Source organism: Streptomyces sp. NPDC016677, assembly GCF_055562815.1.
Genome location: NZ_JBVHEO010000001.1, coordinates 789,507 through 811,129, shown reverse-complemented (window position 1 = coordinate 811,129; position 21,623 = coordinate 789,507). Strand labels below are relative to the sequence as shown.

General features: G+C 72.9%; 17 protein-coding genes, 1 other RNA gene and 1 pseudogene. 10 read left to right on the top strand and 9 right to left on the bottom strand.

Going from position 1 to position 21,623, the window contains the following annotated elements:
• Positions 1 to 15 precede the first annotated feature (15 nt).
• The 3 genes from ACZ3IG_RS03535 to ACZ3IG_RS03525 all read right to left on the bottom strand — a co-directional run bounded on the left by ACZ3IG_RS03535 (position 16) and on the right by ACZ3IG_RS03525 (position 5,070).
• Positions 16 to 1,506: a carboxylesterase/lipase family protein gene (locus ACZ3IG_RS03535; RefSeq protein WP_467428571.1), complete on the bottom strand. Its 1,491-nt coding sequence runs from the start codon at positions 1,504 to 1,506 to the stop codon at positions 16 to 18.
• 23 nt (positions 1,507 to 1,529) lie between these two features.
• Positions 1,530 to 2,444 (bottom strand): MBL fold metallo-hydrolase, encoded by a 915-nt coding sequence (locus ACZ3IG_RS03530; RefSeq protein WP_467429183.1) that lies wholly within the window; start codon positions 2,442 to 2,444, stop codon positions 1,530 to 1,532.
• Between the two features lie 430 nt (positions 2,445 to 2,874).
• The gene (locus ACZ3IG_RS03525) at positions 2,875 to 5,070 is read right to left on the bottom strand and encodes an FUSC family protein (protein WP_467428570.1); all 2,196 of its coding nucleotides are present in this window, start codon (positions 5,068 to 5,070) and stop codon (positions 2,875 to 2,877) included.
• A gap of 1,175 nt (positions 5,071 to 6,245) precedes the next feature.
• Here ACZ3IG_RS03525 and ACZ3IG_RS03520 point away from each other — a divergent pair.
• On the top strand, positions 6,246 to 8,972 hold the full coding sequence (locus ACZ3IG_RS03520; protein WP_467429181.1) for a helix-turn-helix transcriptional regulator: 2,727 nt from the start codon (positions 6,246 to 6,248) through the stop codon (positions 8,970 to 8,972).
• 187 nt (positions 8,973 to 9,159) lie between these two features.
• Positions 9,160 to 9,531, top strand: a pseudogene (locus ACZ3IG_RS03515) (transposase); the annotation flags it as partial.
• A gap of 96 nt (positions 9,532 to 9,627) precedes the next feature.
• On the opposite strand, the gene rnpB reads toward ACZ3IG_RS03515, so the two are convergent.
• Together rnpB and ACZ3IG_RS03505 are read right to left on the bottom strand one after the other, a co-directional pair.
• Positions 9,628 to 10,031, bottom strand: an RNA gene (gene rnpB, locus ACZ3IG_RS03510) — RNase P RNA component class A.
• A 33-nt stretch (positions 10,032 to 10,064) separates the two neighbouring features.
• A complete protein-coding gene (locus ACZ3IG_RS03505) occupies positions 10,065 to 10,643 on the bottom strand; it encodes a Uma2 family endonuclease (RefSeq protein ID WP_467428567.1) in 579 nt (192 codons plus the stop codon).
• Between the two features lie 140 nt (positions 10,644 to 10,783).
• Here ACZ3IG_RS03505 and ACZ3IG_RS03500 point away from each other — a divergent pair, with 140 nt between their 5' ends.
• The 4 genes from ACZ3IG_RS03500 to eda all read left to right on the top strand — a co-directional run bounded on the left by ACZ3IG_RS03500 (position 10,784) and on the right by eda (position 13,710).
• On the top strand, positions 10,784 to 11,542 hold the full coding sequence (locus ACZ3IG_RS03500) for a MerR family transcriptional regulator (protein WP_467428566.1): 759 nt from the start codon (positions 10,784 to 10,786) through the stop codon (positions 11,540 to 11,542).
• The gene (locus ACZ3IG_RS03495; protein WP_467428565.1) at positions 11,539 to 12,126 is read left to right on the top strand and encodes a hypothetical protein; all 588 of its coding nucleotides are present in this window, start codon (positions 11,539 to 11,541) and stop codon (positions 12,124 to 12,126) included. The genes ACZ3IG_RS03500 and ACZ3IG_RS03495 overlap by 4 nt, the downstream gene beginning before the upstream one ends.
• Positions 12,127 to 12,176: 50 nt before the next feature.
• Positions 12,177 to 12,959 (top strand): peroxide stress protein YaaA, encoded by a 783-nt coding sequence (yaaA, locus tag ACZ3IG_RS03490; RefSeq protein ID WP_467428563.1) that lies wholly within the window; start codon positions 12,177 to 12,179, stop codon positions 12,957 to 12,959.
• Between the two features lie 85 nt (positions 12,960 to 13,044).
• Positions 13,045 to 13,710, top strand: a complete 666-nt coding sequence (gene eda, locus ACZ3IG_RS03485; protein WP_467428561.1) for a bifunctional 4-hydroxy-2-oxoglutarate aldolase/2-dehydro-3-deoxy-phosphogluconate aldolase — start codon at positions 13,045 to 13,047, stop codon at positions 13,708 to 13,710.
• On the opposite strand, the gene ACZ3IG_RS03480 is transcribed toward eda, so the two are convergent.
• Genes ACZ3IG_RS03480 through ACZ3IG_RS03470 form a run of 3 tightly spaced genes read right to left on the bottom strand, consistent with a single transcriptional unit; the run spans position 13,696 to position 16,543 of the window.
• Positions 13,696 to 14,934, bottom strand: a complete 1,239-nt coding sequence (locus ACZ3IG_RS03480) for a bifunctional RNase H/acid phosphatase (RefSeq protein ID WP_467428560.1) — start codon at positions 14,932 to 14,934, stop codon at positions 13,696 to 13,698. The two genes, eda and ACZ3IG_RS03480, sit on opposite strands and share 15 nt — an antisense overlap.
• 20 nt (positions 14,935 to 14,954) lie before the next feature.
• Positions 14,955 to 15,698, bottom strand: coding sequence for a zinc ribbon domain-containing protein (locus ACZ3IG_RS03475; protein WP_467429180.1), 744 nt, complete (start codon positions 15,696 to 15,698; stop codon positions 14,955 to 14,957).
• A complete protein-coding gene (locus ACZ3IG_RS03470; RefSeq protein ID WP_437088073.1) occupies positions 15,695 to 16,543 on the bottom strand; it encodes a Nif3-like dinuclear metal center hexameric protein in 849 nt (282 codons plus the stop codon). Before ACZ3IG_RS03470 ends, ACZ3IG_RS03475 begins: the two co-directional genes overlap by 4 nt.
• 208 nt (positions 16,544 to 16,751) lie before the next feature.
• Here ACZ3IG_RS03470 and ACZ3IG_RS03465 point away from each other — a divergent pair, with 208 nt between their 5' ends.
• Together ACZ3IG_RS03465 and ACZ3IG_RS03460 are read left to right on the top strand one after the other, a co-directional pair.
• Positions 16,752 to 17,897 (top strand): hypothetical protein, encoded by a 1,146-nt coding sequence (locus ACZ3IG_RS03465; protein ID WP_467428558.1) that lies wholly within the window; start codon positions 16,752 to 16,754, stop codon positions 17,895 to 17,897.
• 97 nt (positions 17,898 to 17,994) lie between these two features.
• Entirely contained in the window at positions 17,995 to 18,168 is a 174-nt protein-coding gene (locus ACZ3IG_RS03460) for a hypothetical protein (RefSeq protein WP_467428556.1), read from the top strand.
• 71 nt (positions 18,169 to 18,239) lie between these two features.
• Here ACZ3IG_RS03460 and ACZ3IG_RS03455 read toward each other — a convergent pair whose 3' ends face one another.
• Complete coding sequence (locus ACZ3IG_RS03455; RefSeq protein WP_467428554.1) at positions 18,240 to 19,112, bottom strand: MaoC/PaaZ C-terminal domain-containing protein; 873 nt, start codon at positions 19,110 to 19,112, stop codon at positions 18,240 to 18,242.
• 185 nt (positions 19,113 to 19,297) lie between these two features.
• On the opposite strand from ACZ3IG_RS03455, the gene ACZ3IG_RS03450 reads away from it, so the two are divergent.
• Together ACZ3IG_RS03450 and ACZ3IG_RS03445 are read left to right on the top strand one after the other, a co-directional pair.
• Positions 19,298 to 20,731 (top strand): sensor histidine kinase, encoded by a 1,434-nt coding sequence (locus tag ACZ3IG_RS03450; protein WP_467428552.1) that lies wholly within the window; start codon positions 19,298 to 19,300, stop codon positions 20,729 to 20,731.
• 203 nt (positions 20,732 to 20,934) lie between these two features.
• Positions 20,935 to 21,576 (top strand): response regulator, encoded by a 642-nt coding sequence (locus ACZ3IG_RS03445; protein ID WP_467428549.1) that lies wholly within the window; start codon positions 20,935 to 20,937, stop codon positions 21,574 to 21,576.
• Positions 21,577 to 21,623: the final 47 nt, after the last annotated feature.

The window sequence follows — 21,623 nt, the reverse complement described above, 5'->3', positions numbered from 1 at the left end:
GAAGGGGCCGGAGAGTCAACTCCAGGCCTGTCGTTCCTGGCTGCGCGGGTCGTCGAGCTGGGTCCACTCCGCGTCGATGTGCATGGTGGCGCGGCGCTCGGTGTCGTACGGGTCCCAGCCGGGGTCGCCGGTCCTGGCGAATCGGATCCAGGTCTCGTGTACGCGGGTGGCGAGCCCCGCGGGGGGCTTGGCGGGGCCGAGCAGGGCATGGGGGCCGTTCAGCTCGGGCCGGTCCGTGAGGTCGAAGACGAAGGGCAGTTCGACCGCGTGGGTGGCGCCCAGTTCTCCGTCCAGCGCCTGGGAGCGCCAGGCGAACTCGTAGGCGTAGGTGGCGGACCGCGGGTGGGCGGCATGGGCGTCGGCCAGGGCGCGGCTGCCCGCGCCGAACAGGGCGTCGGCCATGATGGCGGACCGCAGCTCGGCGAAGGACGCCTCGGGGCGGGACTTCCGGTACGTTTCGACGAGCTGCGCCGGATCCGGGTGCGAGCGCGCCGCCGCGTCCTCGACGTCGGCGGCGGTCGAGGTGGCGTACTTTCCGACGGGGACCAGGTAGAGGTTGCCCTCTTCGGTATTCGTGCCGACGAGCAGGTCGACGTCGGCGCTCAGGCCGGCGGCGACGGATGCGGCGGGTTGGGTGTCGAGGACGAGGCTGAAGGGGCTGAGGCCGATCAGTGGGTCGCCGTGGGTCTCGGTTCGCAGGTCGATGCCCGCGAGCTGGGAGGCGGCCTCGACCAGGCGTTCGTCGGAGATGCCCGCGAAGGCGTCGACGTGGGGTTCGATGCCCAGGGCCCCGGCCGCGGCCGCGGTGACGCGGGCGGCCTGCTCGGTGGTGAACGCGCCCAGGCCGCTGCCGCTCTGGACGATCGCCCGGCGGAACAGGCCGGCGGCCTCGGAGGTGGCGAGGACGCCGCCGACGATGGTGGCCCCGGCCGACTGGCCGAAGAGGGTGACGTTGCGCGGGTCGCCGCCGAAGGCGGCGATGTGCTCGCGCACCCAGCGCAGTGCGGCGACGACGTCGAGCAGGCCGCGGTTGGCGGGCGCCCCGGGCAGGTCGAGGAATCCGGCGATGCCGAGCCGGTAGTTGAGGGTGACGAGGACGACGCCGTCCCGGGCGAAGGCGGAGCCGTCGTACATCATGGACCGGGTCGAGCCGGCGACGAAACCGCCGCCGTGGACGAACACCATGACCGGCAGTGCGGCACCGCCGACGGCGGGCGTGAAGACGTTGACGGTGAGGTAGTCGTCGCCGTGGCTCCAGCCCGTGCCGAAGTAAGGGGTCATCTCCACGTTGCCGAGCTTGCGTTCGGACTGTGGCGCGGTCGGTCCGGGTGCGGTGGCGTCCCGTACGCCGTCCCACGGCGCATGCGGCTGTGGAGGTGCGAAGCGACCGGCGCCGCTGGGCGGTGCCGCGTACGGGATGTTCAGAAAGGTGAGGGTGCCGTCCTGGCGCAGACCGCGGACGGATCCTTGAGCGGTGGTCACGACGGGTTCGGGGTGGTGGCTCATGGCTTGTGTCCTTCCGCGGGCCTTCAGACCTGCTCGGTGTACGGGGCGAAGGGCGTCCAGCCCTTGATGGCGAACTTGTTCCCCTCGCGGACGACCTCGGCGGCGCCGTGGCCACCGAGGTGCGCGGGGAAGACGAGGGCGTTGGTGTCGGCCGCCGTGCCCAGGAGCTTGTGGCGGGTGGCACGGGCTTCGGCGGGGTCCTCGCAGAAACAGCTGTTGGCGTCGGGCTCGTGGATCTGGATCGGGTTGTGCATCAGGTCGCCGACGAACAGGGCCCGGTCGGAGCCGGACTCCAGCCGCAGCACGGACGAGCCGGGGGTGTGGCCGGGTGCGAGGTCGAGGCGCAGGTTGCCGTCGATCTGGTAGCTGCCCTCCCAGAGATGGGTGAGTCCGGCCGCGTGCACGGGGGCGACGCTGTCCTCGAAGACGTTCTGGTTGCCGCGGCCGAGCATGGTCTTGATCTCGTTGGCGGGGTTCCAGTAGTCGAAGTCCGCCTTGGCCATCAGGTAGGTGGCGTTGGGGAACGTCGGTACCCAGGTCCGGCCGTCGAGGTAGGTGTTCCAGCCGACGTGGTCGATGTGCAGGTGGGTGTTGATCACGATGTCGACGTCCTCGGGGCGGACCCCGGCGCGGGCGAGGTTGCCCAGGAAGTCGGTGTTCAGGCGGTTCCATACCGGTGCGTAAGGCCGGTCCTTGTGGTTGCCGACGCCGGTGTCGACCAGGATGGTCCTGCCCTCGCTGCGCAGCACCCAGGTCTGGATCGCGGTATTCACGATGTTGGTCTTGTCGTCCAGGAAGTGCGGAACCAGCCAGGAACGGTGCTCCTCCCACGCCTCGGCCGGGGTGTCCGGGACGAATGCTTCGGGAGTCATGTCAACAGGGCCGTAGTACTCCCGGACACGGGTCACGGTGACGTTCCCCAGGGTGATGGTGTCCACGGTTCTCTCCAGTTCGATCGATTCCGCGTGCTCGGGCCACAGGTGCGGGCTGGACACGGATGAGCATGTGTGCATGACGGGTAAGGGGTGCTGGGCCCCTGCCGGGGCCGTGCATGGAAGACGCCGTGACCGCGGTCGCGGCGTCTTCGGCTTCGGGGCGGTCCCGTCGCCGAGGCCCGTTGCGGGCATCGGACCGTGGGGTCCTCGCCGAAGGAAACAGGCCGCCTGGTACGTGTCCGTGGACGGCCCTGCTCAGCCATGGTGCGTCGTGCCGGGCGCGGCGCGGTATGCGTCACGTGACTGCATCTGGAGGGGGCGGGCCCTGCGCTGATCCGGACGGAACGCGAGAACCGGAGGAGCCGTGCGACGATCCGGGCCCGAGCGCGCGCGGGAACACCCTGCCGTTCATCGCCGGCCGGCGCCAGCCCGTTCAGGAGGTGACTGCTCGTCCCGGGCTCGTCGGCGGGGAAAACTCGCCGCCCGCGGACGGAGCCGTGGTGGCGTCGGCGGCCGGTGCGGGCGGGTCCCATGCCTGAGCGATCGCGATCAAGGTGAGGTCGAGGCGGTCGAGGTGGGACAGCAGGCGCCGTTGCGGCGACGGTCGACCGTGACCCATACGCCGTTCGCCGGAGAGCAGGGACAGTGCCCCGGTGACCTTGGGGCGTGCCGGGTGGGAGGCGGCGTCCGGCTGACGACTCGCGAGGCGGATCAGGTGCGTCACCCTCTCCTGGGCACGGCCGGCCGCCACGGTGACCCGGGCGGTGTATGCGACGTCGTCACCCTGCGGGAGGCGCCCGGCCACGGCGGCCAGACTCCGTGCGTGGTACGCCCCGGCTTCCAGCGAGTCCAGCAGGTGGCGGGCGCGATCACGACGGCCGCGCTGGGGATTGAGCGGGTGAGTGAGCGGCAGACATGCCTTGCGGAAGGACGCCAGTGCCTGGTCGAGATCACGGGTCGCGCGTATCAGGCTTGGCGTGGTGTCGGTGCTCAGGCTTCGCGTCGTCGCGTCCAGGAGTCGCCTGAGGACCAGCAGGAAGCGGACCAGTTCCTCGTCGCTGGCCCGGCGGACCGTGAGGGGCGCCACGACCACGGTGGCAAGGACGCCGCAGAAGACTCCCAGTGCGGTCTCCTGCACGCGCAGGACGAGCGCGTCCGTGGAGAAGGTTTCCAGCAACGCCAGCAGCATGCTCAGCCCGCCGGTGATGAAGAACGTCACCACCCAGTAGGCGCTGGACGGAGCGTAGAAGACTCCGAACATGCACACCAGCAGCAGCGCCAGGAGCAGCGGTCCGTGCGGCCCGGCCAGGGTCGCGAGGCCGTGGCCGAACACCGCGCCGACGACTGTTCCCACCAGCCGGCGGACGCTTTGCAGCAGGACCTCACCGGTGCTCTCGGTGTTGATGAACACGACCCAGGTGGCCACGACCGCCCAGTACCAGTGGTCCGGGGACAGCAGATGACCGCCGAGGACGGACAGCGCGGAGGCGGCGGTCACCTGGACGGCCTGCCGGGTCGTTCCGCGCCTGCGGCCCTCGGAGTCCGCCTCGCGGTCCCGTCTGCCACTGAAGGCCCGGGTCCGCGGTGTCGCGGGCGGAGCCGTCCCGGTCGACGTCGGGGAGCTGCTGCGCGGACCGAGAAGGCGCACGGCCGCGGCCAGTTCGTCGAGTCCCTCAAGGCAGTCCCGCAGTGGCGCCGACGCGGCCGGCGGGATCGCCGGGGCGTCTTCCCGTGCGGTAACCCTCCCCGGGGTGAACTCGTGTCGGAGAACCAGGATCCGTGTCGCGAGCCGGTGCCGTGCAGCCAGCTCCGCGGCATCGTCGGCGGCCGGCGGTGTACGGGCCGCGCGGACCGCCAGTACGGCGAGCCGCTGGGCAGCCACTTCCGCGCGTGAGACGTGCCGCAGGACCTGGTCGTCGGTGGCCCTGTCGACCGCGCGCTCACCGAGGAAATCCTCGATCAGGAGTACGGCCGTGTGCAGCCTGGCCAGGCGGCGCTCCAACGACAGACTCAGCTTGCCGGCGTCCTGTCCGGCGCTGAGCAGGGCGGCCGTGTCCCGCAGGATGTCGCGCAGCCGCCCGTCGAAGGAACGCTGCAGCCGGGCGAGAACACGCGACGCCGTCAGGTATCCCGGGCAGTAGCAAACGACCACGACGGACCCGAATCCGACGAGTACGCCCGCGGCCATCTGCGGCAACTGGACCACTCGTGCCTCGGTGAACTGCGCCAGGAAGAAGGCCATGAAGCCGAAGATGCCCGCGCCCTGCCCCCTGGCGCCGTACCGTCGAGCGTGGACGGCACCGTAGATCAGCAACAGGAACGCGATCCCCGCAGCGACCGGGTACGGCGTCAGCGCGGCTCCGGCAGCCAGGGCCGCGAGGGACAGCGGAGCCCCGAGGCCCAGCGTGATCAGCTGGTTGCGCGGATGCAGGTCGCTGATGGCCAGCGAGGTCGCCATCGCGGTGAACCCGCCGGCCAGCAGCGCTGTGTCGGACTGCCCCAGGACCGCCAGGAAAGTCAGCGACGCGGCGGTGCCGAGGACCGCGCGCACGGCGGAGGCCAGACGCATCAGCCCGGGGTCGACAGCGGTGAAGCGGTCCCACAGCCACGCGGTCTTCCTTGTCACCATGACCGTCTCCGTACTTCCTTCCTTGAGCGGACGCGGCAATCGCCGGCCGACGGCGTGGAGCCGACACCCCTGTGGTGTCCGCCCAGGGCCTTCGTCGCCTCGGCGAACCGAGTGGCTATGAGGAGGGGGCACCGGAGGCCCTCGACGGGCCGATGCCGCGTCACCGGTCTCGGCCGTTCGGCGATCCGTCCGGTACGCGTCAGGCAGCTCTCCGACCGGCTCCGACAAAAGCCGCTGATCATGAGGCTGTCGGCGGTTGTGCTGCGCCGATGCCCGCCAGGACCCCGAAAAACCGCGCCGGCTCAGGGAACGCGAAGGAATCACGCTGTCCGCTTCGGCACTCCGCTGGAATCACTCATCACGGGGCCGCGGCCGGATATCCCCTGTCGTGCGCACCGCAAGCGCCGGCCGGCAGCAGTCACTCGACTGAGGGATAACGCCGTTGAATTCGCGGCAGAGTTGGCCGCTTACTGGCGTTCATGGGCAATGGACCGGACCACGGTAAGGCAATCGCGGAGTGTCCGACGACCAGACCGTCACGGTTGCGGAGAATGTTCTGCCCCGGTCCCGAGATCCCTGCCAGGCGTGTTCCTCCCACTGCCGGTTCCCGACTCGGCCGGTTCACTCCGCCACCCGGCGCACAGCCGGTCCATCCCACGCCGTCGATGACACAGAAATGGCGTACGAGCCGACCGCATGAAGTCTGGAGCCCAAGCCCTGCGAGCCATGAGCCCTTGGTGACCATGAGCGCCTCTCGCAGTGGGGGTATACGGCTTTGCACACGATTCTGGTCCCGAGTTGCGCAGCGCCGGTATGCGTCACGTGACTGCATCGCGACAGGGCCCACAGCCGCAGGACGCACGCGTCCCGTCGCCACCTCCCGCCGCCGCGCCGGTGGCCCTCGTTTCCGTGGCCGGCGTCAGCCTGGCGGTCCGCCGGCCATGTGGCACGGGAACGAGAGGGTCGTGGTAGCGAGGAGACGTCGACCGGCGGAATATCCCGGGAGGCGCATGCGTTGAAGGTGGGTTCACATATTGCCTCGGCTCCTTGTCCCCCGAACCGGACCGAATTACTCCCGCGCTAGTATCGGAGCAATCTCAATTCCTGGAGTATCCGTGGAAAATGATGGAAGGCCGCGAGGGCGCCAGGGCTCGACACGCGATCTTGATCTGACGATGGTGGGCCGGGAAGCCGAGACCGCGGAAATCATGCGGCGCGTCGCCGCTGACCGGTCCCACAGCGAGGTGTTGATCCTCACGGGCGACCCCGGTGCCGGCAAGAGCGCGCTGCTCGACTTCGCGGCCGACCGCGCGCGACGCGAGGGCAGCCGGGTGCTGCGAGCTGTCGGCAGCGAGTCCGAGGTGCACCTTGGATTCGCGGGCCTTCACCAGATGCTCCGCCCGGTGCTCGACGAGCTGGACAGCCTGCCACCGCGGCAGCAGTCCGCGCTCCGGGCGGTCCTGGGTCTGGACGAGTGCGCCGAGGCCCCGGATGGCATGCTCGTCGGCCTTGCGGTTCTCACCTTGCTGTCGGACCTGGCGGAACCGGCGCCGCTGCTCGTGGTGATCGATGATGCCCAGTGGATCGACCACGGATCGTTGGAGATTCTCTCTTTCGTGGCCCGGCGCATGGACAGTGAACCCGTCACGCTGCTGGTGGGCGTGCGCGCCGCGGCCGCGCTGCCCGGGTTCGACAAGGGATACGACCGTCTCGACATCGGTCCGTTGAGCGGGGAGGCAGCGAACCTGCTGCTCGACCGGCAGCCGGCACCACCCACTGGCCGCACTCGCGTGCGCATCCTGCAGGAGGCGGCGGGAAATCCGCTGGCCCTGGTCGAACTGGCCCGCGCCACCGCGACCCGGCAGCTCGATGGCGGCAGCGTGGAGGGCCCGCTGCCCGTCACGGACCGATTGGAGCGGATCTTCGCGCAGCACGCGCAGTTCCTGCCGGAAGCCACTCGCCGATTCCTCCTGCTGCTCGCGACCGCTGACGCGACGGACGCGCCGACTGTCTGTCGGGGACTGCCCGAGGTCGACGACAGGACGTGGGCACCCGCGGAGCGGGCCGGTCTCGTACGCCAGGACGGCTTCCGGATCTCCTTCCGCCACCCGCTCATTCGCTCGGCCGTCTACCACGCAGCGTCCTTCGAGGAGCGCAGGCAAGCGCATCTTGCCCTCGCCGAGCTGCTGAGCCAGGAGCCCGACCGCCGTGCCTGGCATCTCGCCGCCGCGACCACGCGTCCCGACGAGAAGGTGTCGGCCGCCCTGCGGCAGACGGCCGACCGGGCCCGGCGCCGGGGCGGCTACGCGGCCGCCGCCGTCGCTCTGGAGCGCGCCGCGGGGCTGAGCCCGAGCCGCGCGGACCAGGCGCGGCTGCTGACCGAGGCCGCCGTCATGGCCGTGTTCACCGGTCAGCTCGGCTGGGTGGAACGCCTGGCCGCCGAGGTTCGGGAGCGCAGTGATGATCCGGCACTGATCAGCAGGGCGTTGCTCGCCACCGGGCAGCTCATGACACTGCGCCGGCACCATGCGGGGGCCTTCGCCCTGCTGACGCGCATTGCCGACGAGGCGGCGGCCGCCCACTCGCCCCGGGTGCTGGACGTGCTCGCCGCAGCCGCGGTGGTGCGCTATTACTCGGGCGAGGAGTCCCAGCGGCAACAGATCGAAAGCCTGTTCACCGCTGTGCCGGACTCCACCGACAGGGGCGCCCTGCGCGCCTGGGTGCTGGCCGTCTCCGACCCCTATGGTGCGGGATCCTCTCTCGCCCCGGCGCTGCCCGGACTGATCGCTGAGGCCAAGGACGACGCCGGCAGTCTGACCGCGCTCGCCATCGTGGCCTGGATCCTCGATCAGACCGCACTGGCTGCCAGAACCTTCGACGAGGCGTTCGACCGGTGGCAGGCCCATGGCTCGCTGCCGGACGGTCTGGGATGTGCCGTCGGCTGGACCTATCTGGAACAGGGGCGGTGGGCTGAGGCCCGCTCGGTGGCCGCTGAGGTGTCGGCGGTGGCGTCAGTGGCAGGGCTGGACCACGCCGAGGCGTGTGCGCATGTGCTCGACGCGACGGTGCTCGCGCTGCTCGGTGAGCCGGCCGACGCGCGACGGGAAGCCGAGCGGGCGCTGGTCCTGGTCGACCCGCTGGAGAGCCGCTCCGTCTCGGTCTACGCACGCCGGGCCCTGGGCCTGGCGGCAGTGGCCGAGGGCGACTACGACACCGCGTTCGCCCAGTTCCACTCCGCCTTCACCGACGACGGCGATCCGGTTCACTACCATGTCTCCTACACCGTCCTGGCCGAGCTCGCCGCGGCGGCCGTCCGCCGAGGCCGGCAGGAGGACGCCGCCGAACTGCTGGAGCGATCGGCACGGCGCCTGGGTACGGGCATGTCGGCACGGGTCACCGCACTGCTCGACCGAGGCCGCGCTCTGCTCGCCGAGCCGGAGCACGCGGAACCGTACTTCCGGGCCGCGCTGGCGGACGACACGGGTGAGCAGTGGCCGTTCGAGCGGGCACAGACACGGCTTGACTACGGCGAGTGGCTCAGGAGACAACGTCGCATCGCCGAGGCCCGCCCGCTGCTGATCACGGCACTCGACACCTTCCAACGACTCGGCGCGCGGCCCTGGATCGAGCGGGCGAAGGCAGAACTGCGAGCCGCCGGCATCGAAGCCGCCAGCAGCGTAGTACCCAGTGCCTTCACCGAACTCAGCCCCCAGCAGCAACAGATCGTCCAACTCGCCGCCCGTGGCCTGACGAACCGCGAAATCGGAGAGAAGCTCTTTCTGTCGCCCCGCACGGTCGGCTCGCACCTCTACCGGGTGTTCCCCAAGCTGGGCATCACCGCCCGGTCACAGCTCCGCGATGTGATCGAAGGCGCCCTGTCAGGCACCGGCACCCGGATCTGAGGCGGTCGCGTCCGCCGTTGCGACAGTGCCGGCCACAGGTCGAGGACTGTCCGAAGGCGGGCGCCTTCGCACCCGGCCGTACCGAGTGGCTTTCGCGATCGGCCTCGATCCCGGTTCCTGGACACACCCGCCCAGCGACACGCGGGCGAAAATGCCGCGTTCGCACACACTGTTGGCGGGTCTCAGGATGGCGTCCCGCTGTGTGGTGCAGGGGATCTCCGCGGTTGAGTGCGTACGTCGGGCCGATGGTCTTGAACTCGTCCGCGAAGCCGCCGAAAGGCTGCTGCAGGAACTGATCGAGGCCGAGGCCCCCACGAAGATCGGCGCCGAGTGGGGCGAACACACCGGCACCCGCACCACCTGGCGCGACGGGCACCGCGAAAAGACGGTGACCACGCAGACCGACGACCTGGAACTCGCCATCCCGAAACCGCGGGCCGGAAGCTTCTTCCCCAGCCTGCTGGAGCGCCGGCGGCGCACCGACCAGGCCCCTTACGCGGTGATCATGGAGGCATACCTCCACGGCGTGTCCACCCGCTCGGTCGACGACCTTCCGAAAGACTTTCCGCCTCCTGACGCGGCAAGCCCCCGGAAGACGAGAAAGGGCCTCCGACGCAGGTCAGAGGCCCTTTCCCAGGCAAAGCCGCAGTAGCGGCAGACGAGTCGGGCTGTACGCCGGGTTCTGTCCCGGAGGGTCCTCGCGGACCCGTCCGGTGACGGCCATCCATCTAGGACCGGCGTTGCCGCCGGCCTCCAGCGGTCTACCCGCGGACTCGGGCGGGCCGCCCTCGAACATCCGCGCAGGGGCACCGGGGTGCCCCCTTCTTGACCTTGCTCCGGGTGGGGTTTACCTAGCTGCCCAGGTCGCCCTGGGCACTGGTGGTCTCTTACACCACCGTTTCACCCTTACCCAGCGCCTGAGCGCTGGGCGGTCTGCTTTCTGTGGCACTGTCCCGCGGGTCACCCCGGGTGGCCGTTAGCCATCACCCTGCCCTGTGGAGCCCGGACGTTCCTCGGGAAGTCCCGTGAGGGACTCCACGCGGCCGCCCGCCCGGCTCGTCTGCCGTGGGGACCATGCTACCGGGCCGGACGTCAGAGGAAGTCCGCGGTGTCCAGGTCGAAGGCGAAGGGGGCGGGGAGGGGGAGCGGCTTGCCGAGGGGGCGCGTGTGGTGGTCGCGGTAGTCGTTCCGCTCCGGATCGCTGAACAGCGTGACCGCCGAGGTCTCCCGGTCGACGAGGAGGTAGAGGGGGATGCCGCCGCGGGCGTAGCAGCGGCGCTTGGCCTCGCGGTCGGCCCGGGGCTTGGTGGAGGTGACTTCCAGGACCATGGCGACGCCGTCACAGGGCATCCAGGGTTCGGCACCCTGGTAGAGCCTCAGCCGGGTCGGGGCGAACGTGCCGTCCGGGATCGCGTGGTCCTTGGGGCAGGCGCCTCCGCTCTCCAGCTTCAAGCCCTTGTTGCCCGAGAAATCCATGTCGGTCCGAGACTTCCTGATCACCTGCTTGACGATGAGATTGATGTAATCCTCGTGATCCCCGTCCGGCGGCGGTGTCACAACGATCTCCCCCTCGATCAGCTCGGCCCGGAAGCCTTCCGGAGTGTCGAGGGCGAGGAACCCCTCCAGCAGGACGTCCGCCTGCGTGAGCGGTTCGTGGGCCATGGCGGTCATGTCACGCCCCTCCTTCGGTCGCTCGCCAGAGTGGGACATCGGAAGATCACCTGTCGACGGGATCGGGAGCCGTTCCCTCGATCGTGACACATCCGCCGCCCCCTTGACCTTGCCGCAAGGTCAACGTTTCTACTGATCCCATGCGGATCGGAGAACTCGCCGACGCCGTCGGCGTCACCACGCGGACCGTACGGCACTACCACCACCAGGGCCTGCTGCCCGAACCCGAGCGGCTGGCCAACGGGTACCGGACGTACACGCTCCGGCACGCCGTCGTGCTGGCCCGGGTCCGGCGGCTGACCGAGCTGGGGCTGGGGCTCGCCGAGGTGCGCGACACGCTCGCCGACGACGCCGGGAAGGACCTCACCGAGGTGCTCCAGGAGCTGGACGCCGATCAGGCGCGGCAGGAGGCGGCGATCCGGGAGCGGCGGGCGCGGCTGCGGGGGCTGCTGGACGGCGGGGAGCTGCCCGCCGAGGGGCCGGTCTCGCCGGAGCTGGCCGCGCTGTTCGCCGCCACCCCGCCCCTGTCGGGCTCACCCATGGCCGCCCTGGACCGGGAGGTGCTCGCGCTGCTGGAGACAGTGGCCCCACCGGAGGAGCGGGAGCGGATGGTGAACGTGCTGCGCGGGGCGCTGGGGTCGCCGGAGGCGGTGGCGCGGGCCCACCGGGCGTACGCCCTGCTCGACGAGCTGGCGGAGGCGGAGCCCGACGATCCCCAGGTGGCGGAGGCGGGCCGGGCGCTGGCGGACTGCGTACCGGCGGAGATGGTGCCGGAGGAGGGCGACGTCCTCGACACCGGGCACGGGTTCCTGCGTGCCCTCTACGCGGACTTCTCGCCCGCGCAGGCGCGGGCGGTCCAGGAGGCGCTGCGGATCGCCTCGCGGGGGCGGTGGTCATGAGGGTGGCTCGCGCTCTGGTCCGGCACGAGCTGCGGCTGCTGGCGAGCCTCGGGCTGTGGGTGGCGCGGCGGACCCACGGGGCGACGGCCGCGGCACGGGTCTTCGGGTACACGCGGGGCCAGGGGGCCATGGCGTTCGGGGTCGCGTTCGTGTGCGTGGTGGAGAGCGTGGGGATGTCCGTCCTGCTGCGGGACTGGCCGGCGGCGCACCACGTGGTGCTCGTCCTGGACGTGTACACCGTCCTGTTCGTCGTCGGGCTGCACGCGGCGTCCGTGGTCCGTCCGCACGTCCTCGATCTTGGCACCGGCGTCCTGCGCGTCCGCCGGGCCCTCCACGCCGACCTGCGGATTCCGCTGGGGCTGATCGGCTCGGTACGGCGGGAGCTGCGCATGACGCACGCGCCGGCCGACGGCGAGCTGGACCTGGCCGTGGGGTCGCAGACCTCGGTCACGCTGCTCCTGGAGCGGCCCGTCGTCCACGTCGGCTTCCTCGGGCAGCGCAGCGAGATACGCGTCGTGCGCTGCCATGCCGACGACGCCGACGGGTTCGTACGGGCGGTCGAGGAGGCACGAGCGGCCGCTTAGGGCGGGCGGTCGGGTCGTACCCTGGCGGGAGCTCGATCGAAGGAGTACGTGTGCTTGTCCTGCTGCCGCCGTCCGAGGGGAAGGCGCCGTCCGGGCCGGGTGCCCCGTTGAAGCCGGAGTCGCTGTCGTTGCCGGGGCTCGCCGAGGCGCGGGCGGCCGTGCTCGACGAACTGGTCGAGCTGTGCGCGGCGGACGAGGAGAAGGCCCGGGAGGTGCTCGGGCTGAGCGAGGGACTGCGGGGCGAGGTCGGCAAGAACGCCGGGCTGCGCACGGCCGGGGCCCGGCCCGCCGGGGAGATCTACACCGGTGTGCTGTACGACGCCCTGGACCTGGGCTCCCTGGACCAGGCCGCGAAGCGGCGGGCCGGGCGGGAGCTGCTGGTCTTCTCGGGGTTGTGGGGTGCGGTCGGGGTCGGCGACCGGATTCCCTCCTACCGGTGCTCGATGGGGGTGAGGCTGCCGGGGCTCGGGGCGCTGGCCGGGCACTGGCGTGCCCCGATGGCCGAGGTGCTGCCCGAGGCGGCCGGGGACGGGCTGGTGCTGGACCTGCGGTCGGCGGCGTACGCGGCGGCCTGGAAGCCGAAGGGCGAGGTCGCGGAGCGGACGGCGACGGTACGGGTGCTGCACGCGCCCACCCGCAAGGTGGTCAGCCACTTCAACAAGGCGACCAAGGGGCGGATCGTACGGAGCCTGCTGACCGAGGGGGCCGCGCCCGGGAGTCCGGCGGAACTGGTGGAGGCGTTGCGGGACCTGGGGTACGTGGTGGAGGCGGAGGCGCCCACGAGGGCGGGGCGGGCCTGGGCGCTGGATGTGCTGGTGGACGAGGTGCACTGAGGGTGCGCTGAGGATGCACTGAGGGTGCGTTGCAGTATGCGCAATGGGCTTTGCGCAGGGTGTGGCTCGCGGAGAAGATGAGGGCATGACCTCCGCGCTGCCCTCCCCCGCCTCCCCCTCCGCCGCCGTCTCCGTGCTCGACCTCGCGCCCGTCGTCCCCGTCGTGGTCGTCGACGACGCCGCCGACGCCGTACCGCTGGCGCGGGCGCTGGTCGCCGGTGGGCTGCCGGCCATCGAGGTCACGCTGCGGACGCCGGCCGCGGTCGGCGCGATCGAGGCCATCGCGGCCGAGGTGCCGGACGCGGTGGTCGGCGCCGGGACGGTCATCACACCCGCGCAGGTGAACGAGGTCGTGGCGGCCGGGGCGCGGTTCCTGGTCAGTCCGGGGTGGACGGAGACGCTGCTGGAGGCCATGCGGGCGTCGGGCGTGCCGTTCCTGCCGGGGGTGTCGACCACGTCGGAGGTGGTGGCGCTGCTGGAGCGCGGGGTGCGGGAGATGAAGTTCTTCCCGGCGGAGGCCGCGGGCGGCACCGCCTATCTCAAGGCGCTCTCCGCCCCGCTGCCGCAGGCGCGGTTCTGCCCGACGGGCGGGATCACGCCGGCCTCCGCGCCGGAGTACCTCGCCCTGCCCAACGTCGGGTGCGTGGGCGGGAGTTGGATGCTCCCGAAGGACGCGGTCGCCGGGCGGGACTGGGGGCGGGTCGAGGCGCTGGCGCGGGAGGCGACGGGGCTCGGCTCAGCGCAGGTGTGACGTCTCGTTGAAGAGCCGGACGCTGGCGCCGCCGTCGGCGTAGTAGGCCACCGCCGACAGGGAGGCCGCCGACAGTTCCATGCGGAACAGGGACTCGGTGGGGGCGCCCAGGGCGAGTTGGACCAACGTCTTGATCGGCGTCACGTGGGAGACCAGCAGGACCGTGCGGCCCGCGTGGGCGGCGACCAGCTTGTCGCGGGTGGCGGCGATCCGGGCGCCGGTCGCCGCGAAGGACTCGCCGCCGCCGGTGGGTTCGGCGTCCGGGGAGGTGAGCCAGGCGTTCAGGTCGTCGGGCCAGCGTTCGCGGACCTCGGCGAAGGTGAGGCCCTCCCAGGCCCCGAAGTCGGTCTCGCGCAGGCCCTCCTCCACGCTCACGTCGAGGCCCAGGCGGTCGGCGACGATCTCGGCGGTCTGCCGGGTGCGGGCCAGCGGGGAAGTGACGACCGCCTGGACGGTGCCGCGCCGGGCGAGGGCGGCGGCGGCCTTCCCGGCCTGCTCGCGGCCGGTGTCCGAGAGAGAGGGGTCGCTGCCGCCGCTGCCCGAGAAACGCTTCTGCGGGGTGAGGGGGGTCTCGCCGTGGCGCAGGAGGACGAAGGTGGCGGGGGCGCCCATGTCAGGGGGTCCCCAGCCGGGGGTGGCGACGGTCCGGGCGGCGCCCACATCGGCGGCCGTGCCGGCGCCGGCTTCACCGCCACCACCGCCACCACCGCCAACGCCTGCGCCTGCGCCTGCGCCTGCGCCTGCGCCTGCGCCAGCGCCAACGGCAGCGCCACTGTCCAGCTCCGCCGTCGACGCCGACGGCGACCACCGCTCGCCCCGTGCCCCCGCGTCCATCGCCTCGTTGGCCAGCCGGTCGGCGTGCTGGTTGCTCGCGCGCGGGATCCACTCGTACGTCACCCGGTCCGGCGGGAAGACCGACCGGGCCTCGGCGGCGAGCGGCTTCATGGCGGGGTGCTTGATCTTCCAGCGGCCCGACATCTGCTCGACGACGAGCTTGGAGTCCATCCTGACGCGCACCGTGGCCCGCGGGTCCAGCCCGTGCGCGGCGCGCAGGCCGGCCAGCAGGCCCCGGTACTCGGCGACGTTGTTGGTGGCGACGCCCAGGTACTCGGCGGCCTCCGCCAGGGTCTCCCCCGTGGCCGCGTCCCGCACCACCGCGCCGTACCCGGCGGGACCGGGGTTGCCCCGCGATCCCCCGTCGGCCTCGACGACGAACTCCCGCACCGCCACCACCCTCAGCAGACCTACAGTCCCGAGTCGGACGTACGCACGAGAATGCGACGGCAGTTCTCGCACCGCACCACCGTGTCGGGGGCCGCCGCGCGGATCTCGTTGATGTCGGTGATCGCCAGCTCCTGGCGGCAGCCCTGGCAGGTGCGCTGGTAGAGCTTGGCCGCGCCGATGCCGCCCTGCTGCTCGCGGAGCTTGTCGTAGAGTTTGAGCAGGTCGGCCGGGACGGAACCGGCGACGATCTCGCGCTCCTTGGTCACCGAGGCGGCCTCGCCGTCGATCTCCTCGAAGGCGGCGTCCCGGCGGCCGGTCGCGTCGTCGATCTTCGCCTGTACGGAGGCGACCCGCTCGGTCAGCTCGGCGACCCGCTGCTGCGCGGACTCGCGGCGCTCCATCACCTCCAGGACCACGTCCTCCAGGTCGCCCTGGCGCTTGGCGAGGGAGGTGATCTCGCGCTGGAGGTTCTCCAGGTCCTTCGGGGAGGTGACGGCACCGGAGTCCAGGCGCTGCTGGTCGCGGGCGGCGCGCTGGCGCACCTGGTCCACGTCCTGCTCGGCCTTGGTCTGCTCGCGGGCGCAGTCGCTCTCCTCGGTCTGCGCGGCGACGAACAGGTCGCGCAGCTGGGTGGCGTCCTTGCTCAGCGACTCCAGCTCGGCGTGCTCGGGCAGCGACCGGCGCTTGTGGGCGAGCTGCTGGAGGCGGACGTCGAGGGCCTGGACGTCGAGGAGTCGGATCTGGTCGGCGGGCGCGGCGTTCAGTTGGGGGCTCCAGGTGAAGGGGAGTGGCTGGTCCAGGGGTCGGTGACCGTCTTCGAGACGTGGACGCGCAGGTCCCATCCGTGCCGGTCGGAGATCTCGTCGAGCTGGCTCGCGGCCAGTTCGCACCAGGGCCACTCGGTGGCCCAGTGCGCGGCGTCCAGCAGCGCGAGGGGGCTGTGCGCCGGGTCCGCCAGGAATTCCGACGCCGGGTGGTGGCGCAGGTCCGCGGTGAGGAAGGCGTCGACACCGGCCGCCCGTACGTGCTCGAAGAGGCTGTCGCCGGAGCCGCCGCTGACGGCGACCGTGCGGACCAGGGCCTCGGGGGCGCCGGCGACGCGGATGCCCTGCGCGGTGGCGGGCAGCCGGGCGGCGGCTCGGGCGGCCAGCTCGCGGACGGTCAGCGGGTGGTCCAGGGCGCAGATCCGGCCGAGGCCGCGCCGCCCGGCGGGGTCGGTGGCGTCCGGCACGAGCGGCCCCGTGACCCGCAGGTCCAGGGCGCCGGCCAGCGCGTCCGAGACGCCCGGGTCGGCGGTGTCGGCGTTGGTGTGGGCGACGTGCAGCGCGATGTCGTGCTTGATGAGCGTGTGCACCACGCGGCCCTTGAAGGTGGAGGCCGCGACCGTGGTCGTGCCCCGCAGATACAGGGGGTGGTGGGTGACCAGCAGGTCGGCGCCGAGGTCCACCGCCTCGTCGACGATCTCCTGGACGGGATCGACGGCGAACAGGACCCGCTGGACCTCTTGGCCGGGCTCCCCCGTGACGGTGCCGACCGCGTCCCAGGACTCGGCCCGCTCGGCGGGCCACAGGTTCTCCAGCGCGGCGATGACTTCTGACAGACGGGGCACGGACCCAAGGCTACCTGCCTGTTTCGCGGCGCAGTACCGCCACCGCCGCCCCGTTCCCGGCCCGCCCGCGGCCCGGCCGGTTCCAGCACATCCGCCGCTCGATCCCCAGGTGAACCGTTTCGCTTCCATCCGTTTGTGTGAAGCGGACGGTCGTCGGGACCACGTCCGTGCGTACGAAACTAGTTTCGTCGCCGGAGGTGACCGAACGATGACAGCCTGTGCTATCGAGCCTTCGGCGGACCAGGGAAGCGACGGGACACCGCGGGCGGGCTGTTCCCTCACCGTGGACGCGGCGTACGCGGCCCGGCTGGCCGGCCGCGACGGGGCCCGTTACCCGGAGCGCTGGACGCTGGACGGTCCCGAGCCGTACGCGGTGCCGCTGCCCGGCAGCCGGCCCGAGGAGCCGGGCACCGAGGTGCAGCCGATGGGCGACGGACGGGTGCTGATCCACCGCCGGGCGGGCGGGCGGCACGTCTTCACGCTGCTGTACCCGACCCAGGGCCCCGGCACCGGTGAGCTGCCGCTGGGCGGCGTGGAGTGCCCGGACGACGGGACCCGGCTGCGGCTGCTGCCGCCGGCGCCGGACGGCGAGACGGCGTACGCCCTCGAAGTCGGCCCGCGGTCGGCGTCCGTGTGGCTGGTGGCCGGCGGCGCGTTCGGGCCTGAGCACCTGGCCGAGGTGCCGGGCCGCTGCTCGGGCGGGGTGTGGCTGGACCGTACGGCCCGGATACTCGCGCTCGACCGGGCGGAGGCCGGGCCCGCCGGGCCGGTCGTCAAGACGGTCGTCGTGGACCTGGAGCGGGGCGGTGAGGTCTCGCCCCTGCTCCAGATCGCCGCCGGCAGCGACGACCGGCTGCTGCTGGCCGACCCGGACAGCGGGCTGCTGCTGATCCGCTCCGACGCGCCCTCCCCCGGGCGGGCCCGGCTGGGCTGGGGGGTGCTGGGCAGCACGCTGCCGGTGCGGTTCCCGCGGTGCCTGCGGCTGCCGGACCGCGCCCTGACGCCGTTCGCGATCCAGCCCGGCCAGATGCTGACGCCGGAGCGGTGCGCGGTGGCGCTGCGGGTGGACGGCCCGACGGGCAGCTGGGTCGGGACGTGGCGGCCCGACCGGCGGCAGCTGCACCAGTTGCCCGCGCCGCGGGGCTGGCTGGCGGGCGCGGGCTGGTGGTCCGCCGACGGGCTGCTCCGGCTGCCGTACGCCACGGCGGAACGGCCCTGCGCCGTGGCCGCGCTGGCCGTGCCGGGAGGCCCGGACCCGGAACCCGAGCCGGACCCGGAGCCCCCGGCGGCGGGCGCCCCGCCCCGTCCGGTTCCGCTCCAGGAGGCTCCGCTGGCGCGGCTTGTAACAAAGTAGTGCCGGTCGGCGCGGCCGTCTGGATTCGCCCCGAGGCGTGCCGGTTACACTCCTTCGGCTGTTAGAAAGATCATGTTGACGGGGTGAATTCCTTCCGATGAACGACGCCAGCACGAACCAGCCGATGCGGGCCGACGGTGCCGACGTTCGGACGATGGCCGACTCCGGCCACGGCCGGCACCGCGGTCCGGTCTCCGCACAGGACGGCGAGACGACCCCGCAGGGCCGTCATCGCAAGCCGGCCGAGGAGAGCGGGACGGCCGCCGCCTGACACGGCGCACACGCGAGGCCCCGCCCGGTCACCATGACGGGCGGGGCCGTCGCGTGTCACGGGACGTCGTGTCACGCCACGGTGACCGCCCCGGTCAGCACCGGGTCGGCCGCGTCCCCGCGCCCCGCGACATCCACCGCCACCCGCACCACCGCCCCCGCGCCCGTCCGCTCCCGCCACATCCGCGCCCGCAGCGTCTCCCCCGGGTACACCACCCCGGCGAACCGCGTCCAGTAGTCCCGCACCCGGGTCACGTCCCCGTCGAGCAGCGTGTCGACGACCGCCTTGAGCGTGATGCCGTAGGTGCACAGCCCGTGCAGGACCGGCCGCGCGAACCCGGCGCGCGCCGCGAACGCGGGATCGGCGTGCAGTGGGTTCCGGTCGCCGCTGAGCCGGTAGAGCAGCGCCTGCTCCTCACGCACCCGCCGCTCCACGACCGCGTCGGGCTCCCCGTCCGGCACCTCGGTCCGCCCCGAGGGCCCGCGCTCCCCGCCCCACCCGCCCTCTCCCCGTACGTAGATCTCGGCGTCGTCGGTCCACAGCGGCCCGTCGGCGTCCGCCGCCTCGGTCCGCAGGACCAGTACCGCCGCCTTGCCCTTGTCGTACACGGCGGTGATCCGGGAGGTCACGGCGGCCGTGCCGCGCACCGGCAGGGGCCGCGCCGTCCGGAGCCGCTGGCCGCCGTGCAGGACGTGCGCCAGGTCGACGTCGACGCCGGGCCGGTCCAGCCCGGCGATCACACCGGGCGCGCCCGCGCCGGCGACGGTGGCGAAGCTCGGCAGGACGTGCAGCCGGGACTCCAGGACGTAGCGCAGCTCGCGGGGGTCGGTGGCGGGGACACCGGCGCCGATGCCGAGGTGGTAGAGCTGGACGTCCTTGTGGTCCCAGGTGATCTCGCCGGTACGGGGCGCGGCGGCGAGGGCGGCGGCTGCGTCGATGGGCACGGTTCTCCTGACGGCGGTCGGGGCACTGGCTGCTCCGAGGGAACCAGGCCATTCGTCCCGCCGGAAGCCGTACGGGCGTCTCTGCCGCGCCCTGCCGCCCCGCGACCAGAATCGGGCCGGACCAGAAGCACCAGGCCGGACGGACCGGACCGGAGACATGAGGCCGGAAGGGGAAGACGAGGACCATGACTCGGCCACGAGCGCTGCGCGGGATCTCCTGCCGACTGGACGCCTGGGACCTGGCGCGCGAGCCGCGCGGCCGGGAGGGGACGCCGGGCCCGCCGCCCACCGGCTTCGCCCTGCTCCCCTGGCTGCTGATGGGCCTGGGGTCGCTCGCCAACATCTTCCAGGACGACACGTCCGACCCCGTCCTCGCCGGCGCGGGCCTGCTCGCCTTCAACTCGCTCTACATCTACGTCACCTTCCGCTCCTTCGACCCCGCCAGGCGCCGGGCACCGTCGACGCGGGCGGCCCTGCTCCTGATGGGCCTGCTGACCTGCGCCCTGACCCTCGCCCACGGCGGCACCTGGGCGCTGTTCTTCCCGCTGCTGGGCCTGGCGGCGGGCGCGGCCCTGCGCGGACGGCGGCCGGTCCGGTGGGGCTGGGCCCTGGCGACCCTGGCGGGGGTGGTCACGGGCGTCAAGGACGGCTGGAACGGCCTGAACATCGCGTACGGCACGCTGCTGTCGACGATGGTGACGGCGGCCATCCTGGGCCTGTCCGACGCGGTACGGGAACTGCGGGCCGCCCGCGAGGAACTGGCCCGGCGCGCGGTGGCCGAGGAGCGGCTGCGTTTCTCCCGCGACCTGCACGATCTGCTGGGCCACACCCTGTCGGTGATCGTGGTGAAGGCGGAGGCCGCCCGCCGGCTGTCCGCGCGTGACCCCGCGGCGGCCGTCACCCAGGTGACCGACATCGAGGCGGTGGGCCGGCAGGCGCTCACCGAGATCCGGGAGGCGGTGACGGGCTACCGCGAGGGCAGCCTCGGTACGGAGCTGGACCGGGCCCGCTCCGCGCTGCGCGCCGCCGACGTGGAACCGGTGGTGCGCCGCTCGGGCCCGCCGCTGCCGCCGGAGGCCGAGGCACTGCTGGGGTGGGTGGTGCGGGAGGCGGTGACGAACGTCGTACGGCACAGCGGGGCGAGCCGCTGCGAGATCACGGTGCTCGGCGGTGCGGAGCGGGTCCGGCTGACCGTCACGGACGACGGGCCGGGGGCGGGGGCGGGGAGGGCGGCCGAGGCCGCCGGTGTTCCCGGTGGTCCGGGTACGGGCCTGGCCGGTGGCTCTGGCAGTCCCGACAGTCCCGGCGGCCCCGACACCCCCGACAGTCCCGGCGGCCCCGGCGGTCCTGACGACCCCGGAAGCCCCGGCGGCCCCGGCAGCCCCGGCAGCCCCGGCAGCCCCGGCAGCCCCGGCATGAGCTTGACCGGTCGTCCAGGCGGAGGCTTCACCGGCACCCCCGGCACCGGCCTGACCGGTCTCGCGGAGCGCCTCGCCGCGGCGGGCGGGGCGCTGACGGCCGGGGCGACGGGGCGGGGCGGGTTCGAGGTACGGGCGGAGCTGCCGGTGGGGGACGCGGCCGGCGCGGTCTCGCCGGCGGCGGGGGTCACGGCGAGGTGAGCGGGGCGGTCCGCCGTTCCTCGGGAAACGGCCGGGTCGCCGCCCCCGCCCCCGCCCCGGCCCCCGTCCCGGAACGGACCCTCCCCGTCCCGGAACAGACCGCCCCCGGCCGGGCGCGGGACGGGACTCGCCCCGCCTCCGGCCGGGCGCGGGACGCGGCTCGACCCCGCTCCGGCCCGCGGCGACGCCCGTACTCTGGGCCCATGGACGAGACGCCGCAGGCGCACGGCCCGGCACGGCCGGCGCGCGTCCTCCTCGCCGAGGACCAGGGCATGATGCGCGGCGCGCTCGCGCTGCTGCTCGGTATGGAGGAGGACATCGAGGTCGTCGCGCAGGTGGCCACCGGCGACGCGATCGTCGAGGCCGTTCTCGCGCACCGCCCCCACGTCGCCCTCCTGGACATCGAGCTGCCGGGCCGCAGCGGCCTCGACGCCGCCGCCGAGCTGCGCGAGCGGGCCCCCGACTGCCGGGTGCTGATCCTCACCACCTTCGGCCGCCCCGGCTACCTCCGGCGCGCGATGGAGGCCGGCGCCGCCGGTTTCCTCGTCAAGGACGGCCCCGTCGAGGAACTCGCCGGCACGATCCGCCGCGTCCTCGCCGGTGAGACCGTCATCGACCCCGCCCTGGCCGCCGCCGCGCTCAGCGCCGGTCCGAACCCGCTCACCCCCCGGGAGTGCGACGTCCTCGCCGCCGCCGCGGACGGCGCCACCGTCGCCGACATCGCCGCCGCCCTGCACCTGTCGGAGTCCACGGTCCGCAACTACCTCTCCGCCGCCATCGGCAAGACCGGCACCCGCAACCGCGCGGAAGCCCTCGGCGAGGCCCGCCGCCAAGGCTGGATCTAAAGAGCGGGTCAAGAATTACTTAGGGACCCGAAGCAACGGAATAGGTG

What these genes read in the sequence shown, in the direction of transcription:
- ACZ3IG_RS03535 (WP_467428571.1), bottom strand. Translation starts at nt 1,506, where the DNA reads ATGAGCCACCACCCCGAACCCGTCGTGACCACCGCTCAAGGATCCGTC.
- ACZ3IG_RS03525 (WP_467428570.1), bottom strand. Translation starts at nt 5,070, where the DNA reads ATGGTGACAAGGAAGACCGCGTGGCTGTGGGACCGCTTCACCGCTGTC.
- ACZ3IG_RS03520 (WP_467429181.1), top strand. Translation starts at nt 6,246, where the DNA reads ATGGTGGGCCGGGAAGCCGAGACCGCGGAAATCATGCGGCGCGTCGCC.
- ACZ3IG_RS03505 (WP_467428567.1), bottom strand. Translation starts at nt 10,643, where the DNA reads ATGACCGCCATGGCCCACGAACCGCTCACGCAGGCGGACGTCCTGCTG.
- ACZ3IG_RS03500 (WP_467428566.1), top strand. Translation starts at nt 10,784, where the DNA reads ATGCGGATCGGAGAACTCGCCGACGCCGTCGGCGTCACCACGCGGACC.
- ACZ3IG_RS03495 (WP_467428565.1), top strand. Translation starts at nt 11,539, where the DNA reads ATGAGGGTGGCTCGCGCTCTGGTCCGGCACGAGCTGCGGCTGCTGGCG.
- eda (WP_467428561.1), top strand. Translation starts at nt 13,045, where the DNA reads ATGACCTCCGCGCTGCCCTCCCCCGCCTCCCCCTCCGCCGCCGTCTCC.
- ACZ3IG_RS03465 (WP_467428558.1), top strand. Translation starts at nt 16,752, where the DNA reads ATGACAGCCTGTGCTATCGAGCCTTCGGCGGACCAGGGAAGCGACGGG.
- ACZ3IG_RS03460 (WP_467428556.1), top strand. Translation starts at nt 17,995, where the DNA reads ATGAACGACGCCAGCACGAACCAGCCGATGCGGGCCGACGGTGCCGAC.
- ACZ3IG_RS03450 (WP_467428552.1), top strand. Translation starts at nt 19,298, where the DNA reads ATGACTCGGCCACGAGCGCTGCGCGGGATCTCCTGCCGACTGGACGCC.
- ACZ3IG_RS03445 (WP_467428549.1), top strand. Translation starts at nt 20,935, where the DNA reads ATGGACGAGACGCCGCAGGCGCACGGCCCGGCACGGCCGGCGCGCGTC.